Origin of the sequence: Micromonospora sp. NPDC005171 (assembly GCF_040608575.1) — a bacterium.
Lineage (GTDB): Bacteria > Actinomycetota > Actinomycetes > Mycobacteriales > Micromonosporaceae > Micromonospora.
Genome location: NZ_JBEXIM010000017.1, coordinates 85,014 through 103,007, shown reverse-complemented (window position 1 = coordinate 103,007; position 17,994 = coordinate 85,014). Strand labels below are relative to the sequence as shown.

Annotated in this window: 16 protein-coding genes and 1 pseudogene; 12 read left to right on the top strand and 5 right to left on the bottom strand. The window is 71.1% G+C overall.

The window, feature by feature from the left end; translation table 11 throughout:
* Window positions 1-62: 62 nt before the first annotated feature.
* The gene (locus ABZU74_RS20940) at window positions 63-1,730 is read left to right on the top strand and encodes a serine/threonine-protein kinase (protein WP_355426259.1); all 1,668 of its coding nucleotides are present in this window, start codon (window positions 63-65) and stop codon (window positions 1,728-1,730) included.
* 49 nt (window positions 1,731-1,779) lie between these two features.
* Here the strand turns inward: ABZU74_RS20940 and ABZU74_RS20935 are convergent, their stop codons facing one another.
* Both ABZU74_RS20935 and ABZU74_RS20930 read right to left on the bottom strand, forming a co-directional pair.
* A complete protein-coding gene (locus ABZU74_RS20935) occupies window positions 1,780-2,448 on the bottom strand; it encodes a TrkA family potassium uptake protein (protein WP_355426257.1) in 669 nt (222 codons plus the stop codon).
* A gap of 68 nt (window positions 2,449-2,516) precedes the next feature.
* On the bottom strand, window positions 2,517-3,851 hold the full coding sequence (locus ABZU74_RS20930) for a potassium transporter TrkG (protein ID WP_355426254.1): 1,335 nt from the start codon (window positions 3,849-3,851) through the stop codon (window positions 2,517-2,519).
* 140 nt (window positions 3,852-3,991) lie between these two features.
* Between ABZU74_RS20930 and ABZU74_RS20925 the strand changes: the two genes are divergently transcribed.
* The 9 genes from ABZU74_RS20925 to ABZU74_RS20885 all read left to right on the top strand — a co-directional run bounded on the left by ABZU74_RS20925 (window position 3,992) and on the right by ABZU74_RS20885 (window position 14,689).
* A complete protein-coding gene (locus ABZU74_RS20925) occupies window positions 3,992-5,104 on the top strand; it encodes a glycerophosphodiester phosphodiesterase (RefSeq protein WP_355426251.1) in 1,113 nt (370 codons plus the stop codon).
* 444 nt (window positions 5,105-5,548) lie between these two features.
* A complete protein-coding gene (locus ABZU74_RS20920; protein ID WP_355426249.1) occupies window positions 5,549-6,748 on the top strand; it encodes a substrate-binding domain-containing protein in 1,200 nt (399 codons plus the stop codon).
* 2 nt (window positions 6,749-6,750) lie between these two features.
* Window positions 6,751-7,494 (top strand): ABC transporter ATP-binding protein, encoded by a 744-nt coding sequence (locus tag ABZU74_RS20915; RefSeq protein WP_355426247.1) that lies wholly within the window; start codon window positions 6,751-6,753, stop codon window positions 7,492-7,494.
* A gap of 117 nt (window positions 7,495-7,611) precedes the next feature.
* Window positions 7,612-8,382 carry an ABC transporter ATP-binding protein gene (locus tag ABZU74_RS20910; protein WP_355426244.1) on the top strand — a complete coding sequence of 257 codons (771 nt, stop codon included), beginning with the start codon at window positions 7,612-7,614 and terminating at the stop codon, window positions 8,380-8,382.
* On the top strand, window positions 8,382-9,272 hold the full coding sequence (locus tag ABZU74_RS20905; protein ID WP_355426242.1) for a branched-chain amino acid ABC transporter permease: 891 nt from the start codon (window positions 8,382-8,384) through the stop codon (window positions 9,270-9,272). The genes ABZU74_RS20910 and ABZU74_RS20905 overlap by 1 nt, the downstream gene beginning before the upstream one ends.
* Window positions 9,269-10,372, top strand: coding sequence for a branched-chain amino acid ABC transporter permease (locus ABZU74_RS20900; RefSeq protein ID WP_355426239.1), 1,104 nt, complete (start codon window positions 9,269-9,271; stop codon window positions 10,370-10,372). The genes ABZU74_RS20905 and ABZU74_RS20900 overlap by 4 nt, the downstream gene beginning before the upstream one ends.
* 105 nt (window positions 10,373-10,477) lie before the next feature.
* Window positions 10,478-11,224: an SDR family NAD(P)-dependent oxidoreductase gene (locus ABZU74_RS20895; protein WP_355426237.1), complete on the top strand. Its 747-nt coding sequence runs from the start codon at window positions 10,478-10,480 to the stop codon at window positions 11,222-11,224.
* A 108-nt stretch (window positions 11,225-11,332) separates the two neighbouring features.
* The gene (locus ABZU74_RS20890; RefSeq protein ID WP_355426235.1) at window positions 11,333-13,474 is read left to right on the top strand and encodes a DEAD/DEAH box helicase; all 2,142 of its coding nucleotides are present in this window, start codon (window positions 11,333-11,335) and stop codon (window positions 13,472-13,474) included.
* 285 nt (window positions 13,475-13,759) lie between these two features.
* The gene (locus ABZU74_RS20885) at window positions 13,760-14,689 is read left to right on the top strand and encodes a hypothetical protein (protein WP_355426232.1); all 930 of its coding nucleotides are present in this window, start codon (window positions 13,760-13,762) and stop codon (window positions 14,687-14,689) included.
* 133 nt (window positions 14,690-14,822) lie between these two features.
* Here the strand turns inward: ABZU74_RS20885 and ABZU74_RS20880 are convergent, their stop codons facing one another.
* Window positions 14,823-15,239: a helix-turn-helix domain-containing protein gene (locus tag ABZU74_RS20880; protein ID WP_355426229.1), complete on the bottom strand. Its 417-nt coding sequence runs from the start codon at window positions 15,237-15,239 to the stop codon at window positions 14,823-14,825.
* Window positions 15,240-15,486: 247 nt separating this feature from the next.
* Between ABZU74_RS20880 and ABZU74_RS20875 the strand changes: the two genes are divergently transcribed.
* On the top strand, window positions 15,487-15,810 hold the full coding sequence (locus tag ABZU74_RS20875; RefSeq protein ID WP_355426227.1) for a hypothetical protein: 324 nt from the start codon (window positions 15,487-15,489) through the stop codon (window positions 15,808-15,810).
* A gap of 63 nt (window positions 15,811-15,873) precedes the next feature.
* Here ABZU74_RS20875 and ABZU74_RS20870 read toward each other — a convergent pair whose 3' ends face one another.
* Complete coding sequence (locus ABZU74_RS20870) at window positions 15,874-16,554, bottom strand: helix-turn-helix domain-containing protein (protein WP_355426224.1); 681 nt, start codon at window positions 16,552-16,554, stop codon at window positions 15,874-15,876.
* 105 nt (window positions 16,555-16,659) lie between these two features.
* Here ABZU74_RS20870 and ABZU74_RS20865 point away from each other — a divergent pair, with 105 nt between their 5' ends.
* Window positions 16,660-17,625: an NAD(P)-dependent alcohol dehydrogenase gene (locus ABZU74_RS20865; protein ID WP_355426221.1), complete on the top strand. Its 966-nt coding sequence runs from the start codon at window positions 16,660-16,662 to the stop codon at window positions 17,623-17,625.
* Window positions 17,626-17,724: 99 nt separating this feature from the next.
* Here the strand turns inward: ABZU74_RS20865 and ABZU74_RS20860 are convergent.
* Window positions 17,725-17,973, bottom strand: a pseudogene (locus ABZU74_RS20860) (transposase); the annotation flags it as partial.
* Between the last annotated feature and the right edge of the window lie 21 nt (window positions 17,974-17,994).

Here is a 17,994-nt window from a genome sequence, read left to right as displayed (position 1 = left end):
AATCCTGACCGATTCCGATACTCCAGGTGTAGGCGGGCCGTTCCTGGGCAACAACGCTCACCATGGGTGGTGGGGACCGAAACGGCGCGCAGCTGCTCGATGAGAGATACCGGCTGATCGAGCAGCTCGGCGCGGGCGGCATGTCGGTGGTCTGGCGTGGTTACGACGAGGTGCTCGGCCGCCAGGTCGCGGTGAAGGTGCTGGCCTCCCGGCTGGCCAGCGACCGGGCCTTCCGCCACCGCATCCGGATCGAGGCGCAGGCCGCCGCGCGGCTCTGCCACCCCAACATCACCAACGTGTACGACTACGGCGAGTCCGAGCAGGTCGGGCTGACCGTGCCGTACGTGGTGATGGAGCTGGTCGACGGCGCTTCGCTGGCCAGCCGACTGGGCCGGGAGAGCCGGCTGCCGTGGCGGGACGCGGTGACCATCGGCGCCGAGGTCAGCTCGGCGCTGGCCACCGCGCACGCCAGAGGCGTGGTGCACCGCGACGTCACCCCGGGCAACGTCATGCTCACCTCGACCGGTGTCAAGGTGGTCGACTTCGGCATCTCCGCGCTCGTCGGGGAGAGCGAGAAGGGGCCGGACGGCACGCTGTTGGGCACTCCCGCGTACCTCGCCCCGGAGCGGCTGGACAACGGCCAGGTCTCACCGGCCACCGACGTGTACGCCGTGGGGCTGTTGCTCTACCGGATGCTCACCGGCCGACTGCCGTGGCAGGCCAGCACGACCACCCAGATGCTGCGTGCCCACATGTACAACGACCCGGATCCGATGCCCACCGTCCCGGGGCTGCCCGACGGGATCGCCGAGCTGGTCGGACGTTGCCTGGCCAAGCGGCCCGCCGACCGACCGGCCACCGCCGAGCTGACCCGGACGCTGGCCGAGGCGGCGGGCATGCTCGCGGCGGTGCCGGTCTCCCCGGCCGCCGGGCCCCTGGACCCGGCCATGCTCGGCAGCGCGCGTACCACGATCCTGCCCTGGTCGGCGGCGACCGACGCGTTGCCGTTGTCGCGGACCCGCAATCGGGACCGTCGGGCGCGGCAGCGGGTGACCCGGCGTCGACGGGTGGAGGCCGGAGTGGCCGCCGTGGGGCTGATCGCGGTCACCGGGGCGATGTGGGGGTTCACCTCGCGCAGCCCGGCCAGCGGTGGGGACCGGCCGACGACCGAGGCTCGGATGGGTCTGCCGGCGGCGGTGCCCTGCGAGGTGGCGTACGCGTTGCGCTCCGACTCCGGCACCGAGTTCGCCGCCGAGCTGACCCTGACCAACACCGGTGGCCGTGAGCTGCAGGACTGGACGATGAGCTTCACCTTCCCGGGGCAGCAGAAGGTGACGAAGGCGGAGCCCGCGCCTGTGCACCAGCAGGGGAGCACGGTGCTCGTCCGGCCGGCGGCCCAGCGCACCACGCTGGCCCCCGGTGCAGCAGAGAAGGTGACCCTCACGGGTAAGTACAGCGGGGCGAACCCGCTGCCTGTCGAGTTTCGGCTGGGCGACGCGACCTGCGGGGTTCGGGTGTCCGGGGTCGCCGGCAGTGTGCCGTCCACGGCCCCGCCGAGCAAGGCCGCCGCGACGAAGGCCCCGCCGGGCAAGGCGACGCCGCCGAAGGCCCCGGCCAAGGTAGCGACGGCGGGCGGCACCGGTCCCGGCAATGGCGCGACGAAGGCCAAACCCGAGAAGCCCGGCAAGAGCAAGGGGACGGGTGGTGGTTCGGGAAAAGCGGGAAAGTGACGAAGGGTGAGGGGAAGGGGAAGGGCGCTGGAAAGAGGAAGTAGCGAATTCAGCGGAGGCCCGCGAATCGCTGCACCTGGTCGATCCCACCCTCGACGATGACCACCCCACCCCTGGGGAGTGCGATGTCGTCGGACGCGTACCGGAAGCGTTCGCCCGGCGGTTTGGCGCCGATCACACGAATCCCGTAGCGATCCTCCGGTCGCAGGTCGAGCAGGGTGCGTCCGGCCAGGGACTCCGGCACCCGGACGGTGGCGATGGCGAAGTCATCGTCGAACTCGATGAAGTCGAGCAACCGGCTCACGATCAGGTGCGCGACCCGGTCCCCGGTCTCCGCCTCCGGGAAGATCACATGGTGCGCGCCCACCGACCCCAGGATCTTGGCGTGCTTCTGCGAGGTCGCCCGTGCCCAGATCTCGGGCACACCCAGCTCGACCAGCGCCAACACGGTGAGCACGCTCGCCTCCACCGAGGCCCCGATGGCCACCACCGCCCGTCCGAAACCGGCGATGCCCAGTTGCCGCAGCGCCCCCTCCTCGGTGGCGTCGGCCTGAATCACCCGGTCGAGCTGGGCCGACCAGCGCTGCACCTTCGCCGGGCTGCGGTCGATGGCCAACACCTCGCGGTTCATTCGGGTCAGCGACCCGGCCAGGTGGCAACCGAACCGACCCAACCCGATCACCACGATGCCGCCGCTGTCCGCCCGTCTAGCCGACACCTCGGCCCTCCCTGCTTCCAACGGCGTGTTTCCGACGTGCTGGCCGGCCGACACTTCCGAAACACGTCCTAGCCGACAATTGGTTGCTCCTGGGGATAGCGGTAGAGCCGGCGTCTGGTGTTCAGGGCGATCGCCGACCCCAGGGTGAGCGTCCCGACGCGGCCGATGAACATCAGCACGGTCAGCGCCAGTTGCCCGCCGGCCGGCAGTTCGGCGGCCAGACCGATGGTCAGACCTGTGGTGCTGAACGCGCTGGTGACCTCGAACAGGGCCGCGACGAAGCGGACGCCCTCGGTGAGCAGCAGCAACAGCATGGTTCCGGCCGTCACCAACGCGACGCTGAGCAGCGCCACGGTGACCGCCTGCCGCTGGCTGGCGGTGGCCACCCGGCGGTGCCCGATCGTCACGTCGGGCTCACCTCGCAACTCCGCCCAGATGGTGAATGCCAGCAGGAAGAACGTGGAGACCTTGATGCCACCGGCCGTGCTGGCGCTACCGCCACCGATGAACATCAGCACGATCAGCAGGGGATAGCTCTCCTCCTGGAGGTCGGCGATGTTCAGGATGCTGAAGCCGCCGGTGCGGCTCAGTGCGATCTGGGTGAACGACGCGAGGACCTTGCCGGGTACGTCGTACTGGCCGATCGTGCCCTCGTTGGTCCATTCGGCGGCGAGTAGGCCAACGAAGCCGACGAGCAGCAGCACCGCGCTGCCCCAGATGGTCAACTTCGTTGCCACCGCCCAGTGCGCCGGTTGACGCCACTCGCGGACCGCCTCGAACAGCGCGGGAAACCCGAGACCGCCGACGATCGCGCCGAGCGCCAGCGGCAGCGACACCCACGGGTCACGGCTGAAGGCCAACAGGCCCTCGGTGTAGAGCGCGAAGCCACCGTTGTTGAACGCCTGCACGGCGTGGAAGACGCCCGACCAGAGGGCACGCCCGAAGGAATAGTCGTAGGTCAGCCAGAGCCGGCCGGCGACCAGCACTGTCATCACAGCCTCGCAGGCGAAGACGGTCAGTGCGATCCGGCGGAGCAACCGACCCACGTCACCGATGCCGAACTCCGCCGTCTCGGCCTGCACCAGCAACCGGTTGCGCAGCCCGAGCTGGCTGGAGACCACCAGGATGACCAGTGCCGCGACGGTGAGGATGCCGAGGCCGCCGAGCTGGGTGAGCAGGGTGATCACCAGGAGTCCCCAGCCGGACCAGTAGTTCGGCGTGTCGGTGATGGCCATGCCGGTGACCGACACGGCCGAGGTGGCGGTGAAGAGCGCGGTGACCACGGGTGGGCGTTGGTGTTCGACGGTCGACCAGCGCGCCATGAGCAACCCGGTGCCGAGCAGGATCGGCACCAGGAACGCGAACGGCACCAGCCGCACGGGATTGCGGAAAAACCGGCGCACCAGACAATCTTCCTGTCCGCCCGCGACCCTGGAGTGGGAACGGGCAATCCGGAGATTCACCTGCCGGCCAGCCATCGACCAACTCCTGGCAAATCACGGGCGGTCTGCTTACCCGGACCAACCGATGACAGGAGACGGCGTTGCGACGTACCCTCTCGACCCTCGGCGTGGCCGGCGCGCTGCTCGCCGCCGCCGTGGCCCTACCGACCATCGCGGCCGCCGAACCGGCCACGAACGCGGACCACTCCCGGGCCGACGATCGCCCAATCGTGATCGGTCACCGGGGCGCCAGCGGTTACCGGCCGGAGCACACGCTGGAGGCGTACCGGTTGGCGATCCGGATGGGTGCCGACTACATCGAGCCGGACCTGGTCTCCACCTCCGACGGCGTGCTGGTCGCCCGGCACGAGAACGAGATCTCCGGCACCACAGACGTGTCGGCCCGCCCGGAGTTCGCGTCCCGCAAGGCGACGAAGACCATCGACGGTGTCGCGGTGACCGGTTGGTTCACCGAGGACTTCACCCTCGCCGAGCTGAAGACACTGCGCGCCAAGGAGCGGCTGCCGCAGGTACGCGTGGCGAACACCGCCTTCGACGGCCGCTTCGAGGTGCCCACCCTCCAGGAAGTCATCGACCTGGCCCGGACCGAGGGGCGGGCACGGGGCCGCACCATCGGCATCTACCCGGAGACCAAGCACCCGAGCTACTTCGCCTCGATCAAACTGCCGTTGGAGGAGCCGCTGCTCCGGGTGCTGCGGCAGAACAAGCTGGACCGGAAGAACTCGCCGGTCTTCATCCAGTCGTTCGAGACGGCCAACCTGCGTCGCCTGAGCCGGCTGACCGACGTGAAGTTGGTCCAACTGCTCGACGCGACAGGCCGCCCCTACGACTTCACCGCCACCGGTGACGCCCGCACCTACCAGGATCTGGCCACACCGACCGGGCTGAAGTGGATCGCCGGGTACGCCGACGGCATCGGCGCGAACAAGAACCTGATCGTCCCCCGGAACGCCGCGGGCGCCCTGCTCGCCCCGACCACCGTGGTACGCGACGCGCACCGGGAGCACCTGCTCGTGCACTCCTGGACGTTCCGCGCCGAGAACCAGTTCCTCCCGGTGGACTTCCGGATCGGCACCGACCCGAACGCGCGCGGCGACATCACCGCCGAGTACGAACTCTTCCTCGGCCTGGGCCTCGACGGTGTCTTCAGCGACCACCCGGACACCGCCGTCGCCGCCCTCGCCGGCCGCTGACCCGAACCTCGGCCGGCGCTGACCTGCGCCGAGCCGACCACCGGGCCGACCACGCCCGGCCCGCCCGCTGGCCCGTCGTCCGTCACCCGGACGACGGGCCAGCGGCACGTCCGGGGCTGCCCCGACCGGGATCACGTGTCGTGGGCGCAAGATCGCGCGGGTGTTCGCCCGTGCGTCCGGGCCGAGGCGGCAGGCCCATCGCGGGTCTTTCGGCGGAGCAGAACCGGGCGAATGGCGCGGGGCGACACACGGTTCGGGTGGTCCGTGGGGGTTCGGGCCATCGAGAGGGTGGGCTCCCGGCTGGTAGTGCGGTCCGTTGTAACCCTCGGCCACCTCATTCCTGTTACTTGTGTGTTTCCGCCACATAGCTCGTGGGTGACGTCACTTCTAGCGTGAGCCGTCACGAAGAAGTTCTCTCCCTCCGAGTCCTCATGTGGAGTCGCAATGACGGTCCGGACGACGCGGCGGGTGTTCCTCTCCGCCGCCACGATGATGGCCGCGGCGTTGGCCGCCACGGCCTGTGGCAGCCCGCAGGACACCGCCACCGGCGGCGGCGACAGCGCCGCGCCGGTCAAGGTCGGCCTGGTGTACTCCCAGTCGGGAGCCCTGGCCAGCTATGGAAAGCAGTACATCGAGGGGTTCAAGGCGGGGCTGGACTTCGCCACCCAGGGCACCGGCAAGGTCGGTGACCGGAAGATCGAGTTGACCGAGGTCGACGACGCGGGCGATCCGGCCAAGGCGGTCTCCGCGGCGAAGGACCTGATCGGCAAGGGCACGAAGATCATCGCCGGCTCCACCGCCTCCGGGGTGGCGCTCCAGGTCGCGCCGATCGCGGCGCAGAACAAGGTCCTCTTCATCTCCGGCCCGGCGGCCACGGACGCGGTGACCGGCGCGAACAAGTACACCTTCCGCTCCGGCCGGCAGTCCTACCAGGATGTGGTGACCGCCAAGTCGTTCATCGGCGACCCGGCCGGCAAGAAGGTGGTGGTCTTCGCGCAGGACGGCGCGTTCGGCGACGCCAACGAGGCCGCCGTGAAGGCCGTCATCGGCAGCGCGGGCGCGACAGTGAGCAGTGTCCGGGCGCCGGCCAGTGCCACCGAGTTCACCCCGTTCGCCAGCCAGATCAAGGCGGCCAAGCCGGACCTGCTCTTCGTGGCGTGGGCGGGCACCACCGCCCCGGCCATGTGGCAGACCCTCGACCAGCAGGCCGTGCTCTCGTCCACCACCGTCGTCACCGGTCTGGACATCCGCGCCTCCTGGCCGACCTTCGGCGCGGCCGGCGCGAAGATCTCCTTCCTGTCGCACTACTTCGACGGTGCCAGCGACACCGAGGCCAGCAAGGCCCTCAAGGCGAAGGTCAGCACCATCGACCTGTTCCACCCGGACGGCTTCGCCGCCGCCCAGATGGTGGTCCGCGCCGCGCAGGAGGGTGGGGACGACGTCGACAAGATGGTCACCGCCCTGGAGGGCTGGAGCTTCGACGGGGTCAAGGGCAAGATGACCATCCGGGCCGCCGACCACGCGCTGCTCCAGCCGATGTTCCAGGCCAAGCTGACCGGCAGCGGCACGGCCTTCACCGCGACCGCGCAGAAGAGCCTCACCGGTGACGAGACCGCGCCGCCGGCCGTGGCCATGAAGGGCTGACCATGCTCGCCACCCGCGGTCTGACCTGGCGGATCGGTGAGGTCGCCATCGTCGACAGCGTCTACCTCGATCTGGCGCCCGGGGAGTTCCTGGGCGTCATCGGGCCGAACGGCGCAGGCAAGACCTCACTGTTCAACCTGATCACCGGCCTGCGCCGGGCCACGGAGGGTCGGATCACCCTGGACGGGCAGGACATCGGGGAGCTGCCGCCGCACCGGCGGGCCCGCCTCGGTCTGGGCCGTACCTTCCAGGCGTCCTCGGTCTTCGGCTCGCTGAGCGTGCGGGAGAACGTCCGGCTCGCCGTGCAGGCGCACTGCGGGGGTTCGATGGCGCTGTGGCGGCGGGCGGCGGCCGACCGGGAGGTCGCCGTCGCCGCCGACGTGGCGCTCGACCGGGTCGGCCTCGCCCACCGGGGTACGGCCCTCGCCGGCACCCTGGCCCACGGCGAGAAACGCAAGCTGGAGATCGCCCTGCTGCTCGCCGGTGAGCCGCGGGTGATGCTGCTGGACGAGCCGATGGCCGGGGTCAGCGCCGAGGACGTACCGGAGTTGGTTGCCGTCATCAAGTCGTTGACCAGCGACAGTGGCCGGGCGGTGCTGATGGTCGAACACCACATGGACGTCATCCTGGAGCTGGCCGACCGGATCGCCGTCATGCACCACGGCGCGCTGCTGGCCTGCGACACCCCGGAGACGGTGATGGCCAACCCCACTGTGCAAGAGGCCTACCTGGGGGAGTCGCTGTGAGCGCGAGGAGTGAGCCGGGTTTGCGAGCCCCGCAGTCGCGAACGGAGGCAGTCCTGTGAGCGCGAGGAGTGAGCCGGGTTTGTGCGAGCCCCGCAGTCGCGAACGGAGGCGACTCTGATGGAACCGATCCTCAGTGTGGAGGACCTGTCGGTCCGGATCTCCGGGCTGCACATCCTCCAGGGGGTGTCCTTCACTGTCGCCCCGACGGGCGTGACCGTCCTGCTCGGTCGCAACGGCGTCGGCAAGACCACCACGCTGCGCGCGATCGTCGGCCTCACCCCGCCCGCCGGGGAGGTCCGCGGCACCATCCGGATGGGCGCGCAGAGCCTGCTGGCCCGCCCGACCCACCGGCTGGTCCGCGGCGGGCTGGGCTACGTGCCCGAGGACCGCTGTGTGTTCGCCGGCCTCACCGTCGCGGAGAACCTGCGGCTCGCCGAACAACGCGGCACCACCCCGGCGTACGACAAGGTTTTCGCGCTCTTTCCGGAGCTGGACCGGCGCGGACGGCAACGGGCCGGTTCGCTCTCCGGGGGGCAGCAGCAGATGCTCGCGATCGGGCGGGTGCTGCTCAACGACAACCGGCTGCTGCTCGTCGACGAGCCGACCAAGGGGCTGGCGCCGAAGGTGGTGACCGAGGTGGCCGAGGTGTTGGAACGGGTCGCGGAGTCGGTGCCGGTGCTGCTCGTTGAGCAGAACCTGGCGGTGGTACGCCGGCTGGCCCGCGACGCGGTGGTGCTCGCCGCCGGCAAGGTGGCCTGGACCGGCGACGCCCGCGAGCTGCTGCTGGAGACGGCGCTGACCAAGTCGCTGCTCGGCGTCGGCACCGGCGAGTCGCACCACCCGGTCGAGCCGGGCCGAGCCGCCACGGCGGGGAAGGACGCGCACTGATGGGTACGGTCATCCTGTTGGCGTTGACCGGGCTCGGCCTGGCGGCGCTGTACTTCCTGGTCGCCTCCGGCCTGTCCCTGGTCTTCGGCCTCGCCGACGTGCTCAACTTCGCGCACGGGCTGTTCCTCGGTGTCGGCGTGTACGGCACCTGGTGGGCGGCGGGCAACCTGCCGGGTGCCGGCCCGGACGGGTTCGGCTTCGTGTTGGCGGTCGCCTTCGGGGTGGCAGCCGGCACGCTCGTCGCGATCCTGGTCGAGCTGGTGCTGATCCGTCCGCTGTACTCCCGCACCATCGAGCAGGTGCTGGTCACCGTCGGGCTGTCGCTGGCCGGGGTGGCGTTGTTGCAGGCCACCTGGGGTGCGGACGCCCGGCCGTTCCCGCGTCCGGACTGGACCCGGCAGGTGACCGGCATCCTCGGCGCGCAGGTGCCCAACGGTGGCCTGCTGCTGATCGTCGCGGCGGTGCTGGTGCTCGGGGCGATCCTGGCGTTCCTGCGCTGGACCCGCTACGGCCTGGTGATCCGGGCCGGGGTGGAGAACCGGGAAATGGTGACGGCGTTGGGCATCGACGTCCGCAAGGCGTTCACACTGGTCTTCGCGATCGGTGGTGCGGCCGCCGCGCTCGCCGGAGCGCTGGGCGGGGTCTATTTCGGCACCGTCTCCCCCGGGCAGGGCGGTTCGCTGCTGATCTTCGCGTTCATCGTGGTGGTGATCGGCGGGATGGGTTCGGTGGTCGGCTCCGCGTACGCGGCGGTTGTGGTCGGGCTGGTGCAGCAGTTCGTCAACTACTACGGCACGTCCGGGCTGGGCGACATCTGCGTGGTCGGCCTGCTGGCTGTGGTGCTGCTGCTGCGCCCGCAGGGCATCGCCGGAAAGGTGGCAACGGCATGACGGTGATCGACGCGCCTCCCGCCCAGGTGCCCGACGAGTTGACATCGCAGCGGGGGCGGTGGCACCGGGTGCGCCCGTTCCTGCCGCTGGTCGCGCTGGTGGTGCTGGCGATCCTGCCGTACTCGACGATCTCCCTGCCGGGGATCTTCGAGGGGCCGGTCAACTCGCCCGGCACCCTGCAACTGCTCGCCATCTGCCTGATCTTCGGTGGGTTGGCGGCCGGGTACGACCTGCTCTTCGGCCGGACCGGGATGCTCTCCTTCGGGCACGCGCTGTACTTCGCGGCCGGCGTCTACGGCACCGACATCCTCGTCACCCGGGCCGGTCTGCCGCTGTGGCAGGCGGCGCTGCTGACCGTCACCGGCGGCACGATCCTCGCCGCGCTGCTCGGCGCGGTGGCGCTGCGGACGGTGGGCATCGCCTTCGCCATGGTCACGTTGGCCTTCGCCCAGGTGGGCGCGATCCTGGTGGCCCGGGACTTCGGCGGGCTCACCGGTGGCGAGGAGGGTCTGCCGCTGGACGTGTCCGGGCTGCCCGCCGGGCTGGTGGGGGTGACCAACACGGTCAACCTGTACTGGTTGGCGCTGGCGTACCTGACCCTCGTGGTCTTCGTGGTGCACCGGGTGAGCGGGTCGCCGACCGGGCGGGTGCTCGCCGGGTTGCGCGACGACGAGCGGCGGATCGGCGTGCTCGGCCTGGACCCGTACCGCTACAAGCTGGTGGCGTTCACCCTGGCCGGCGGGTTGGCGTCGGCGGGCGGGGTGGTCTATGTCCTGATCGTCGGCGGCGCGTCGCCGCACATCACGTCCTCCGAGCTGACCCTGTCGCTGCTGGTCATGGTGGTGCTCGGCGGGCCGGGCACCCGGTGGGGTCCAGTGCTCGGCGGTGTCCTCTACATGTACCTGGACCACCGGCTCACCGCGTTCGGCACGAGCGACGCCGTGGACAGCCTGCCGGCCATTCTCAGCCGTCCGCTGAGCCAGCCGCTGTTCGTCCTGGGCACGGTCTTCATCCTGGCCGTCTACTTCTTCCCCGGCGGCCTGACCAGCCTGGCCCCCCGCCTGGCACACCTGACCCGCGCCCTCCGCCCCCGCCCCTAACCCAAACCCCCACCCCCGTCGATCATGAAGTTACTGCCATGACACCCCCCGGCGAATGGCGATAACTTCATGATCGACGGGGTTTCTCGCAGGGGAGGTCAGAAGATGGACTCGCGGATTGCGGTTGTCAGTGGCGGCGGGACCGGGATCGGGGCGGCCGTGGCGGGAGTGCTCGCCCGGGACGGGTACGACGTACTGATCGTCGGGCGGCGGGCGGACGTGTTGACGGCCACCGCCGCGCAGATCGCCGCGGACTGCGGGCGGCCGGACGCGGTCACCGCCGTGACCGCGGACCTGACCGATCCGGAGCAGCTCGACGCGGTCCTCGCGGCGGTTGGTGACCGACCGGTCGACGTGGTGGTCAACAACGCTGGCGGCTATCTGGACCGGGACACCGACACGTTGGCCGGGACAGCCGCATACTGGCGGGCCAACCTGGACGCCAACGTGCTCACCGCCGTGCTGCTGACCGAGGCGCTGCGGCCGGCTCTGCGTCGACCGGGCGGGCGAGTGATCCTCATCAGCTCGATCTCCGCCCAGCGGGGCGGCGGTGGGCCGTACTCGGCGGCGAAGGCGGCCCTGCACGGCTGGGCGTACGACCTGGCGGCGCAGCTTGGTCCGGAGCAGATCACGGTCAACGTGGTGAGCCCCGGCTACGTCGCCGAGACCGAGTTCTTCGCTGACCGGATGACCGCCGAGGGGCATGCGAAGCGAGTGGCGGCGACCCTGGTCGGACGGGCCGGGCTGCCGGACGATGTCGCCGAAGCGGTCCGCTACCTGGCCGGCCCGACGGCCGGTTATGTCACGGGTCAGGTCCTGGGCGTGAACGGAGGCTCGGTCCTCGGCCGCTGACGAAGCGCCCGGTTGTTGATCAAGAGGTTCGTGTCGGAATCCGGCCGAATGATGACGAAACCTCTTGATCAACAAGGGCTTGACGGACGGCGCTGGTAGAAATGCCGGGTGGAGACAGCAGAGCGGGCAGGCGTACGGGAGCGGGCCGAGGCGGTGCTGCGCCGGCTGGCCGGCGACCACGCCCGGCTGCGCGAGGACCAGTGGCGCGCCATCGAGGCACTCGTCGTCGACCGGCGACGGGTGCTCTGCGTCCAACGGACCGGTTGGGGCAAGTCGGCTGTCTACTTCGTGGCCACCGCCCTGCTGCGCGACAGCGACCAGGCCGAGCGGGGCGGCCAGGCCGGGCCGACAGTCATCGTCTCGCCGCTGCTGGCGTTGATGCGCAACCAGGTTGAGGCGGCCGCTCGGGCCGGCATCCGGGCCCGCACCATCAACTCGGCGAACCTCGACGAGTGGGACGAGATCACCGCCGAGATCCAGACCGGCGCCGTGGACGTCCTGCTGATCAGCCCGGAACGGCTCAACAACCCGGATTTCCGCGACGGCGTCCTGCCGAAGCTGGCCGCGACCACCGGCCTGCTGGTGGTCGACGAGGCGCACTGCGTCTCCGACTGGGGGCACGACTTCCGGCCGGACTACCGGCGGCTGCGGACGTTCCTCGCCGAGCTGCCCGAGCGCACCCCCGTGCTGGCGACCACCGCGACCGCCAACGCCCGGGTCACCCAGGACGTCGCCGAGCAGCTGGGCGACGCCCTCATCCTGCGCGGCACCCTGGACCGCGAGTCGCTGCGCCTCGGGGTGCTCGACCTGCCCAGCCCGGCGCACCGGCTGGCCTGGCTCGCCGACCACCTGGACCAGCTGCCCGGCTCAGGCATCGTCTACACGCTCACCGTGGCGGCAGCGGGCGAGACGGCCGAGTTTCTGCGCTCCCGGGGCTACCCGGTCGCCTCGTACAGCGGGCAGTCCGACGACGCCGACCGGCGGGCCGCCGAACAGGACCTGCTCGACAACAAGATCAAGGCGTTGGTCGCCACCAGCGCCCTCGGCATGGGCTTCGACAAGCCCGACCTGGGCTTCGTCGTCCACCTCGGCGCGCCCCCCTCGCCGATCGCGTACTACCAGCAGGTCGGCCGGGCCGGCCGCGCCGTCGAGCACGCCGAGGTGTTGCTGCTGCCCGGCGTCGAGGACGCCGCGATCTGGCGCTACTTCGCCTCGCTCGCGTTCCCACCGGAGCAGCAGGTCCGCGCCGTGCTTGCCGCCCTGCACACCGACCGCCCGCTCTCCACCCAGGCCCTCGAACCCCTCGTCGACCTGCGTCGGGCCCGGTTGGAGCTGATGCTCAAGGTGCTCGACGTGGACGGCGCGGTCCGCCGGGTGCGCGGTGGGTGGCTCGCCACCGGCGAGCCGTGGGTCTACGACGAGGCCCGGTTGCGCCGCGTCGCCGAGGCGCGCACCGTCGAGCAACAGGCCATGCGGGAGTACGCGACCACGTCCGACTGCCGAATGCGATACCTACGGGAACGCCTGGACGACACCGAGGCGGCCGACTGCGGCCGGTGCGACAGGTGCGCCGACCCTCTCTTCGCCGCCGACGTGTCGACGGCCGCGCTCGCCGCCGCGCAGACCTTCCTGGGCCGACCCGGTGTGGAGATCGCGCCGAAGAAGCTCTGGCCGACCGGGCTCGACGCGGTGGGCGTACCCCTCAAGGGCCGGATCGCCCCCGCGGAGCAGGCGCTGCCGGGCCGGGCCGTCGGGCGTCTTTCCGACCTGGGTTGGGGTGGCCGGCTGCGGGCTCTCGTCGGCCCGGAGGCGCCGGACGCGCCGCTGCCCGACGACGTCGCCGGCGCGGTCGTGGAGGTGCTCAAGGCGTGGGCCCACGGCGACGACCCGTGGCCCCGCCGGCCGGTGGCGGTGGTCGCTGTCGGTTCCCGGCGGCGACCCCGGCTGCTCGGCTCGCTCGCCGAGCGGATCGCCACCGTGGGCCGTCTGCCGCTGCTCGGCGAGGTCACCGCGGCCGGCCCCGACGGCCCAGCGGGGCCGCGCGGCAACAGCGCCCAACGGGTACGCACGCTGCACGACGCCTTCACCGTGCCGACCGACCTGGTCGGCGCGCTGGCCGGGCTGGACGGCCCCGTGCTGCTCGTCGACGACCTGATCGACTCGGGTTGGACGATGACGCTTGTGGCCCGTGCCCTGCGCCGAGCCGGCGCGACGGACGTGCTCCCACTCGCCCTCGCCGTGGCCGGCTGACCGGCTGCCCTCCGGTCGGTCGCGAGACCGGTCCTCGGCGCTGCAGAGTCCGTGCCCAGGTCGGGACGTTGCCCGACGCTGCGGCGGGGTCTGCGCTCGTCGGGTGGGAAAGTTCCCGGGCGGCGTCGATTGCGACAGTCGCCACGCTGCCCGGGCGTCGGCCTGGCGCGGCCGGACGCGGCGGTACCGTGGGCGGCATGACCGACCAGCAGCCAGTCCGCCGCCCGTACCCCGGCGCGGACCCGACCGCTGGCGGCGAGGCCGCCCAGGCGCGGGGTGTCGGTCGTGGCTGATCAGGGTCCCGTCGGGCCGGACCGGAGCACTCTCCGGCTGGCGCTGGTCGTCGGCGGGCTGGTGCTCGCGGTGCTGCTCGGCTTCGGCCTCGGCCGGCTGAACACGAACGGTGCCGCCGCCACCGGCAGTCCGTCGTTGGCCGCCGAGCACACCGACCCACCGGGCGTCGCGCCGCACAACCATGGCGGTGCCACGGCCACCGATCAGGGCGCGGCCACCGAACCGGGCGGTCTGGCGGTCAGCTCGGCCGGGTTCACCGTGGCACCCCTGGCCACCGAGTTCGCGGCGGGTCGCCCCGGTCAGCTCCGCTTCCAGGTGCGCGACGCGCAGCGCCGGCCGGTCACCCGGTTCGCCATCGTGCACGACAAGCCGATGCACCTCATTGTCGTCCGGCGGGACCTGTCCGGTTACCAGCACCTGCACCCGACCATGGCAGCGGACGGCACCTGGTCGGTGCCGTTGACGCTCGCGCAGCCCGGCCTCTGGCGCGCGTACGCCGACTTCACCGTGGTCGCCGACAACGGCGCGCAGACCGCGGTGACCCTCGGCACGGACCTGGTGGCACCCGGCGACTACCGGCCCCGTCCACTCCCAGGGCCGGCCACCTCGACCACAGTTGACGGCTTCACAGTCGGCTACCAGGGCACTCCGCAGATCGGGGCGACCGTGCCACTGACGTTCCGGGTCGACGGAGCTGGCGGTGCCGCCCCGCTGGAGCGGTACCTCGGGGCGTACGGGCACCTGGTGGTGTTGCGCGAGGGCGACCTCGGCTACCTGCACGTGCATCCGGAGACCGAGCTGGTGGACGGTCAGATCAAGTTCTGGTTGACCACTCCGGGCCCGGGCCGCTACCGCCTCTACCTCGACTTCCAGGTGAACGCCGAAGTCCGAACCGCCGAGTTGACCCTAACCGTCCCCTAGACCGCCCCAGCCCCCGCCCTCTCGGCGTTGATCATGAAGTTGTTGCCTCTCGCCACGGCGTGTCGTGGCCACAACTTCATGATCAACCGCGCCTGCGGCCCGGGGCCGTGCCCCGGGGTGGGGGTGGGGTGGGTTAGCCGGCTCGGCGGATGGGGCGGCGGGCCAGGTAGCGGAGCAGGTCGCGGATGTGGTGTTTCTCCTCGGCGGGGACCGTCGGGTCGGCCAGCCGGTCCAGGATGGCCCGGACGTCGGCCTCCACCGGGCCGTCGTCCTGGCGGCGGCGGGGCGCGGGACCGGCGTCGGGCAGCCCGAGCGCGCGGAACGCGGCGGCGACCGGCAGATCCAGTGCGGCGCAGAAGCCGCGCACCTTGGCCAACTCGGGATAATCCTGCCAATCGCCGGCCAGCCAGCGGAACACGGTGGAGCGACCCACGCCCGTGTGCGAGGCAAGATCAGTCACGGTCCAGCCACGTTCGTCGCGAGCGTCATCGATGGCGCGCCGGACGAAGCGGGCGAAGGCCATCTGCGGTGATACGTCGGCGGATCCCATCCCTGTGTGTCTTCCCCTCCCGCCGGAGCGCCGGGACGATGCGCCTTCCGAGGGTAGTACGCCCGGAGCCGGAAACAATTGACTGACCGCACAAACTGTCCCGTGGACGAGACTTTTCTCTGGAAGCGTGTGTGCAGAACGAAAATTGCATCGAGCGATCTTCATCGTTGTTCCATCAAGCTCGGTGCCCGTCCCGACACCGCGTCTGCCGCCTGCCGCCTCCGACCGGACACCGCCGAGGAGCACCATGGCCGAATCGAGCCGCCCCCAGCCGTACCAGCCCGGTGCGGTGAGCCTCTTCTTCGTCGCCAAGGCCGGCGTCTTCGCCGCCGCGTTCTGGATCTGGTTGCTGGTTCTGGTGCTCCGCACCGACTCCGCGACCGGTCTCCAGGTGCTGGCCGCCAGCGGCACCAGTTCCCCGCCGCCCCGGCCGACGGCGGATGGGCCGGCCAGTGGAGCGGTGGCGAGCGGGTGGCGGTCCTCGACCGTGGTGCCGGCGAGCGCACAAGTGGCCGGGATCGCGGCGGCAACGGCGAATGGCGTCGTTAGTCGGTGCCCACGTGTCGACTAGGGCCTGCTGCGAACGTGGCGCGGTCGTCCGAAGGGCGGGCCACGCGGCAGGCGCCGCTTCGTATCAGGCTCTGGAGGGCCGCTGTCCCTGGGAACCATCGGCCGCGAGCGGAAGACTGCGCAGTGACAGTGCGCTCGGCGCCGGCAGCGCTCCGTGGGCTGCCTCGGCGCGGAACGACTGGAGCAGGTACGCCACCAAACGCCGGGACGCCGCATGGTCACCCGGCAGTGCGGTGACCAGACCGCAGTGGGACAACAGGGCCACGGCAAAGTCGGAGGGGTGGAAGTCGGCCCGCAGCGCGCCCGCCGCCTGAGCCCTGCGGACCAGGGTCATGAAGTCCCGCTCGGCCTGTTCCCGTACCCGCGAGTGTTCTCGCCTGCTGTCCGGAAAGGCCGCGACGAACGCGGCCGGGAAGCCCCGTTCCTCCCGTTGTAGTTCGCAGACCGTCTCGACCAGCCGCTGGAAGCCCTGCCACGGATCGGGGTCGGCCAGCGCCTCGGTGAGCGCCCGAGCACAGGTCTCCATCTGGTGCGCGAACGCGGCCCGCACCAGGGCGTCCCGCGTCGGAAAACGCCGGTACAGCGTCGCCACGCCGACCCCCGCCCGTCGGGCCACGGTCGCCATGGGCGCGTCGATGCCGTGCTCGGCGAAGACGACGCGGGCAGCCCAGAGGACGCGCCGCCGATTGCGCCGGGCGTCCGCTCGCAGACCGTCCTGACCCGCTATCCGAGAGGATTCCCCCACCGCTGTCTCTCACCTCCGGTCAAGTGGACGATGTCGTCCGCTTGCCAGTCTACGCTCGGTGCACGATCCCCAACGGTCACTGGTAGCGAAGGTGAGAACGCAACGATGGACGACCGCACGATGAAAGCCGTACTGTTCGACCGCTTCGGCGGCCCCGAGGTGCTATATGTGGGCCGGGTGCCACGCCCCGAACCGGCACCCGGCGAGGTCCTCGTGCGCGTGCGCGCGTTCAGCGTGAACGGCGTTGAGCTGGCGGCCCGTTCCGGTCAGGCCCGCCTCCTCACCGGCCGGAAGTTCCCGCAGCGCATCGGGCTGGACTTCACTGGCGAGATCGCCGCACTCGGCACCGGTGCGACCGGCGTAGCGGTCGGCGACCAGGTGTGGGGCGTCCTGAGCCGCAGCTCCGGTTTCGGCAGCGCTGCCGAGTACGTGACGGTACGGCCCGAGCAGCTCGGCCTGGTCCCGGACGGGCTGGACCTCGTGGCCGCCGCCGCGCTGCCGGTGGCCACCACGGCCGTCACGGCCCTCCGCGACAAGGCCGCACTGCGCCCCGGCGAACGGCTGCTCGTACGGGGCGCGGCGGGCGGCGTGGGCAACGCCGCCGTCCAGCTCGGACAGGCGTACGGCGCCGAGGTCACGGCCCTGGCCCGCGCTGCCAACCTCGACTTCGTCCGTACGCTCGGTGCCCACCATGCCGTCGACCACCGGACCGTGTCCCCTGCGGAACTGGGACTGTTCGACGTGATCCTCGACACGGCGGGCGCCGACCTGCGTACCGTACGGCGGATGCTGAAGCCCGGCGGGCGCATGGTCACCATTGCCTTCGACCTGACGCGGCCCGCCGCCTCGCTGGGCTACATCGCGGCCAGCGCCGTCCATGGACGCGGCCGGGTGCGCTTCTTCAGCGGCAACCCCAAACGTGCGCTCTTCGACGACCTCGCCCGCCAGGTGACGGAGGGGAAGCTGCGGCCGGCGGTGGACACGGTCTTCCCGCTGGAAGAGACAGCGGCGGCACACCGGGCGCTGGAGGCGGGCGGGGTGCGGGGCAAATACCTGGTCAGGGTCGACTAGGGGTTGTTGGGAAGGTGCTGCTGGTCACAGACACTCGTTGAGGACTGCCACCAACACGGTCGCCTCGTAGCGGACGGCGAGCTTGTCATATCTCGTGGCCCAGGTGCCATGGCGCTGCCAGCGCCGGAACAGGTCGTAGACCCGACCCCAGGGCCCGTAGCGTTCCGACACATCACGCCAAGGAGCACAGGTACGGGTCCGCCACCGGATGCCGTCTATCAGCTGCCGTCGCGTCCACACCGGCGGACGGCCCGGCTTGATGGCCTGCGGCAACAACGCCTCAAGTCGGGCCCACTGTCCATTCGTCAGATCACCATGCCCTACGGGAGCGTGATCATCTACAGCCAAAATCCACTTTCGCAACAGGCA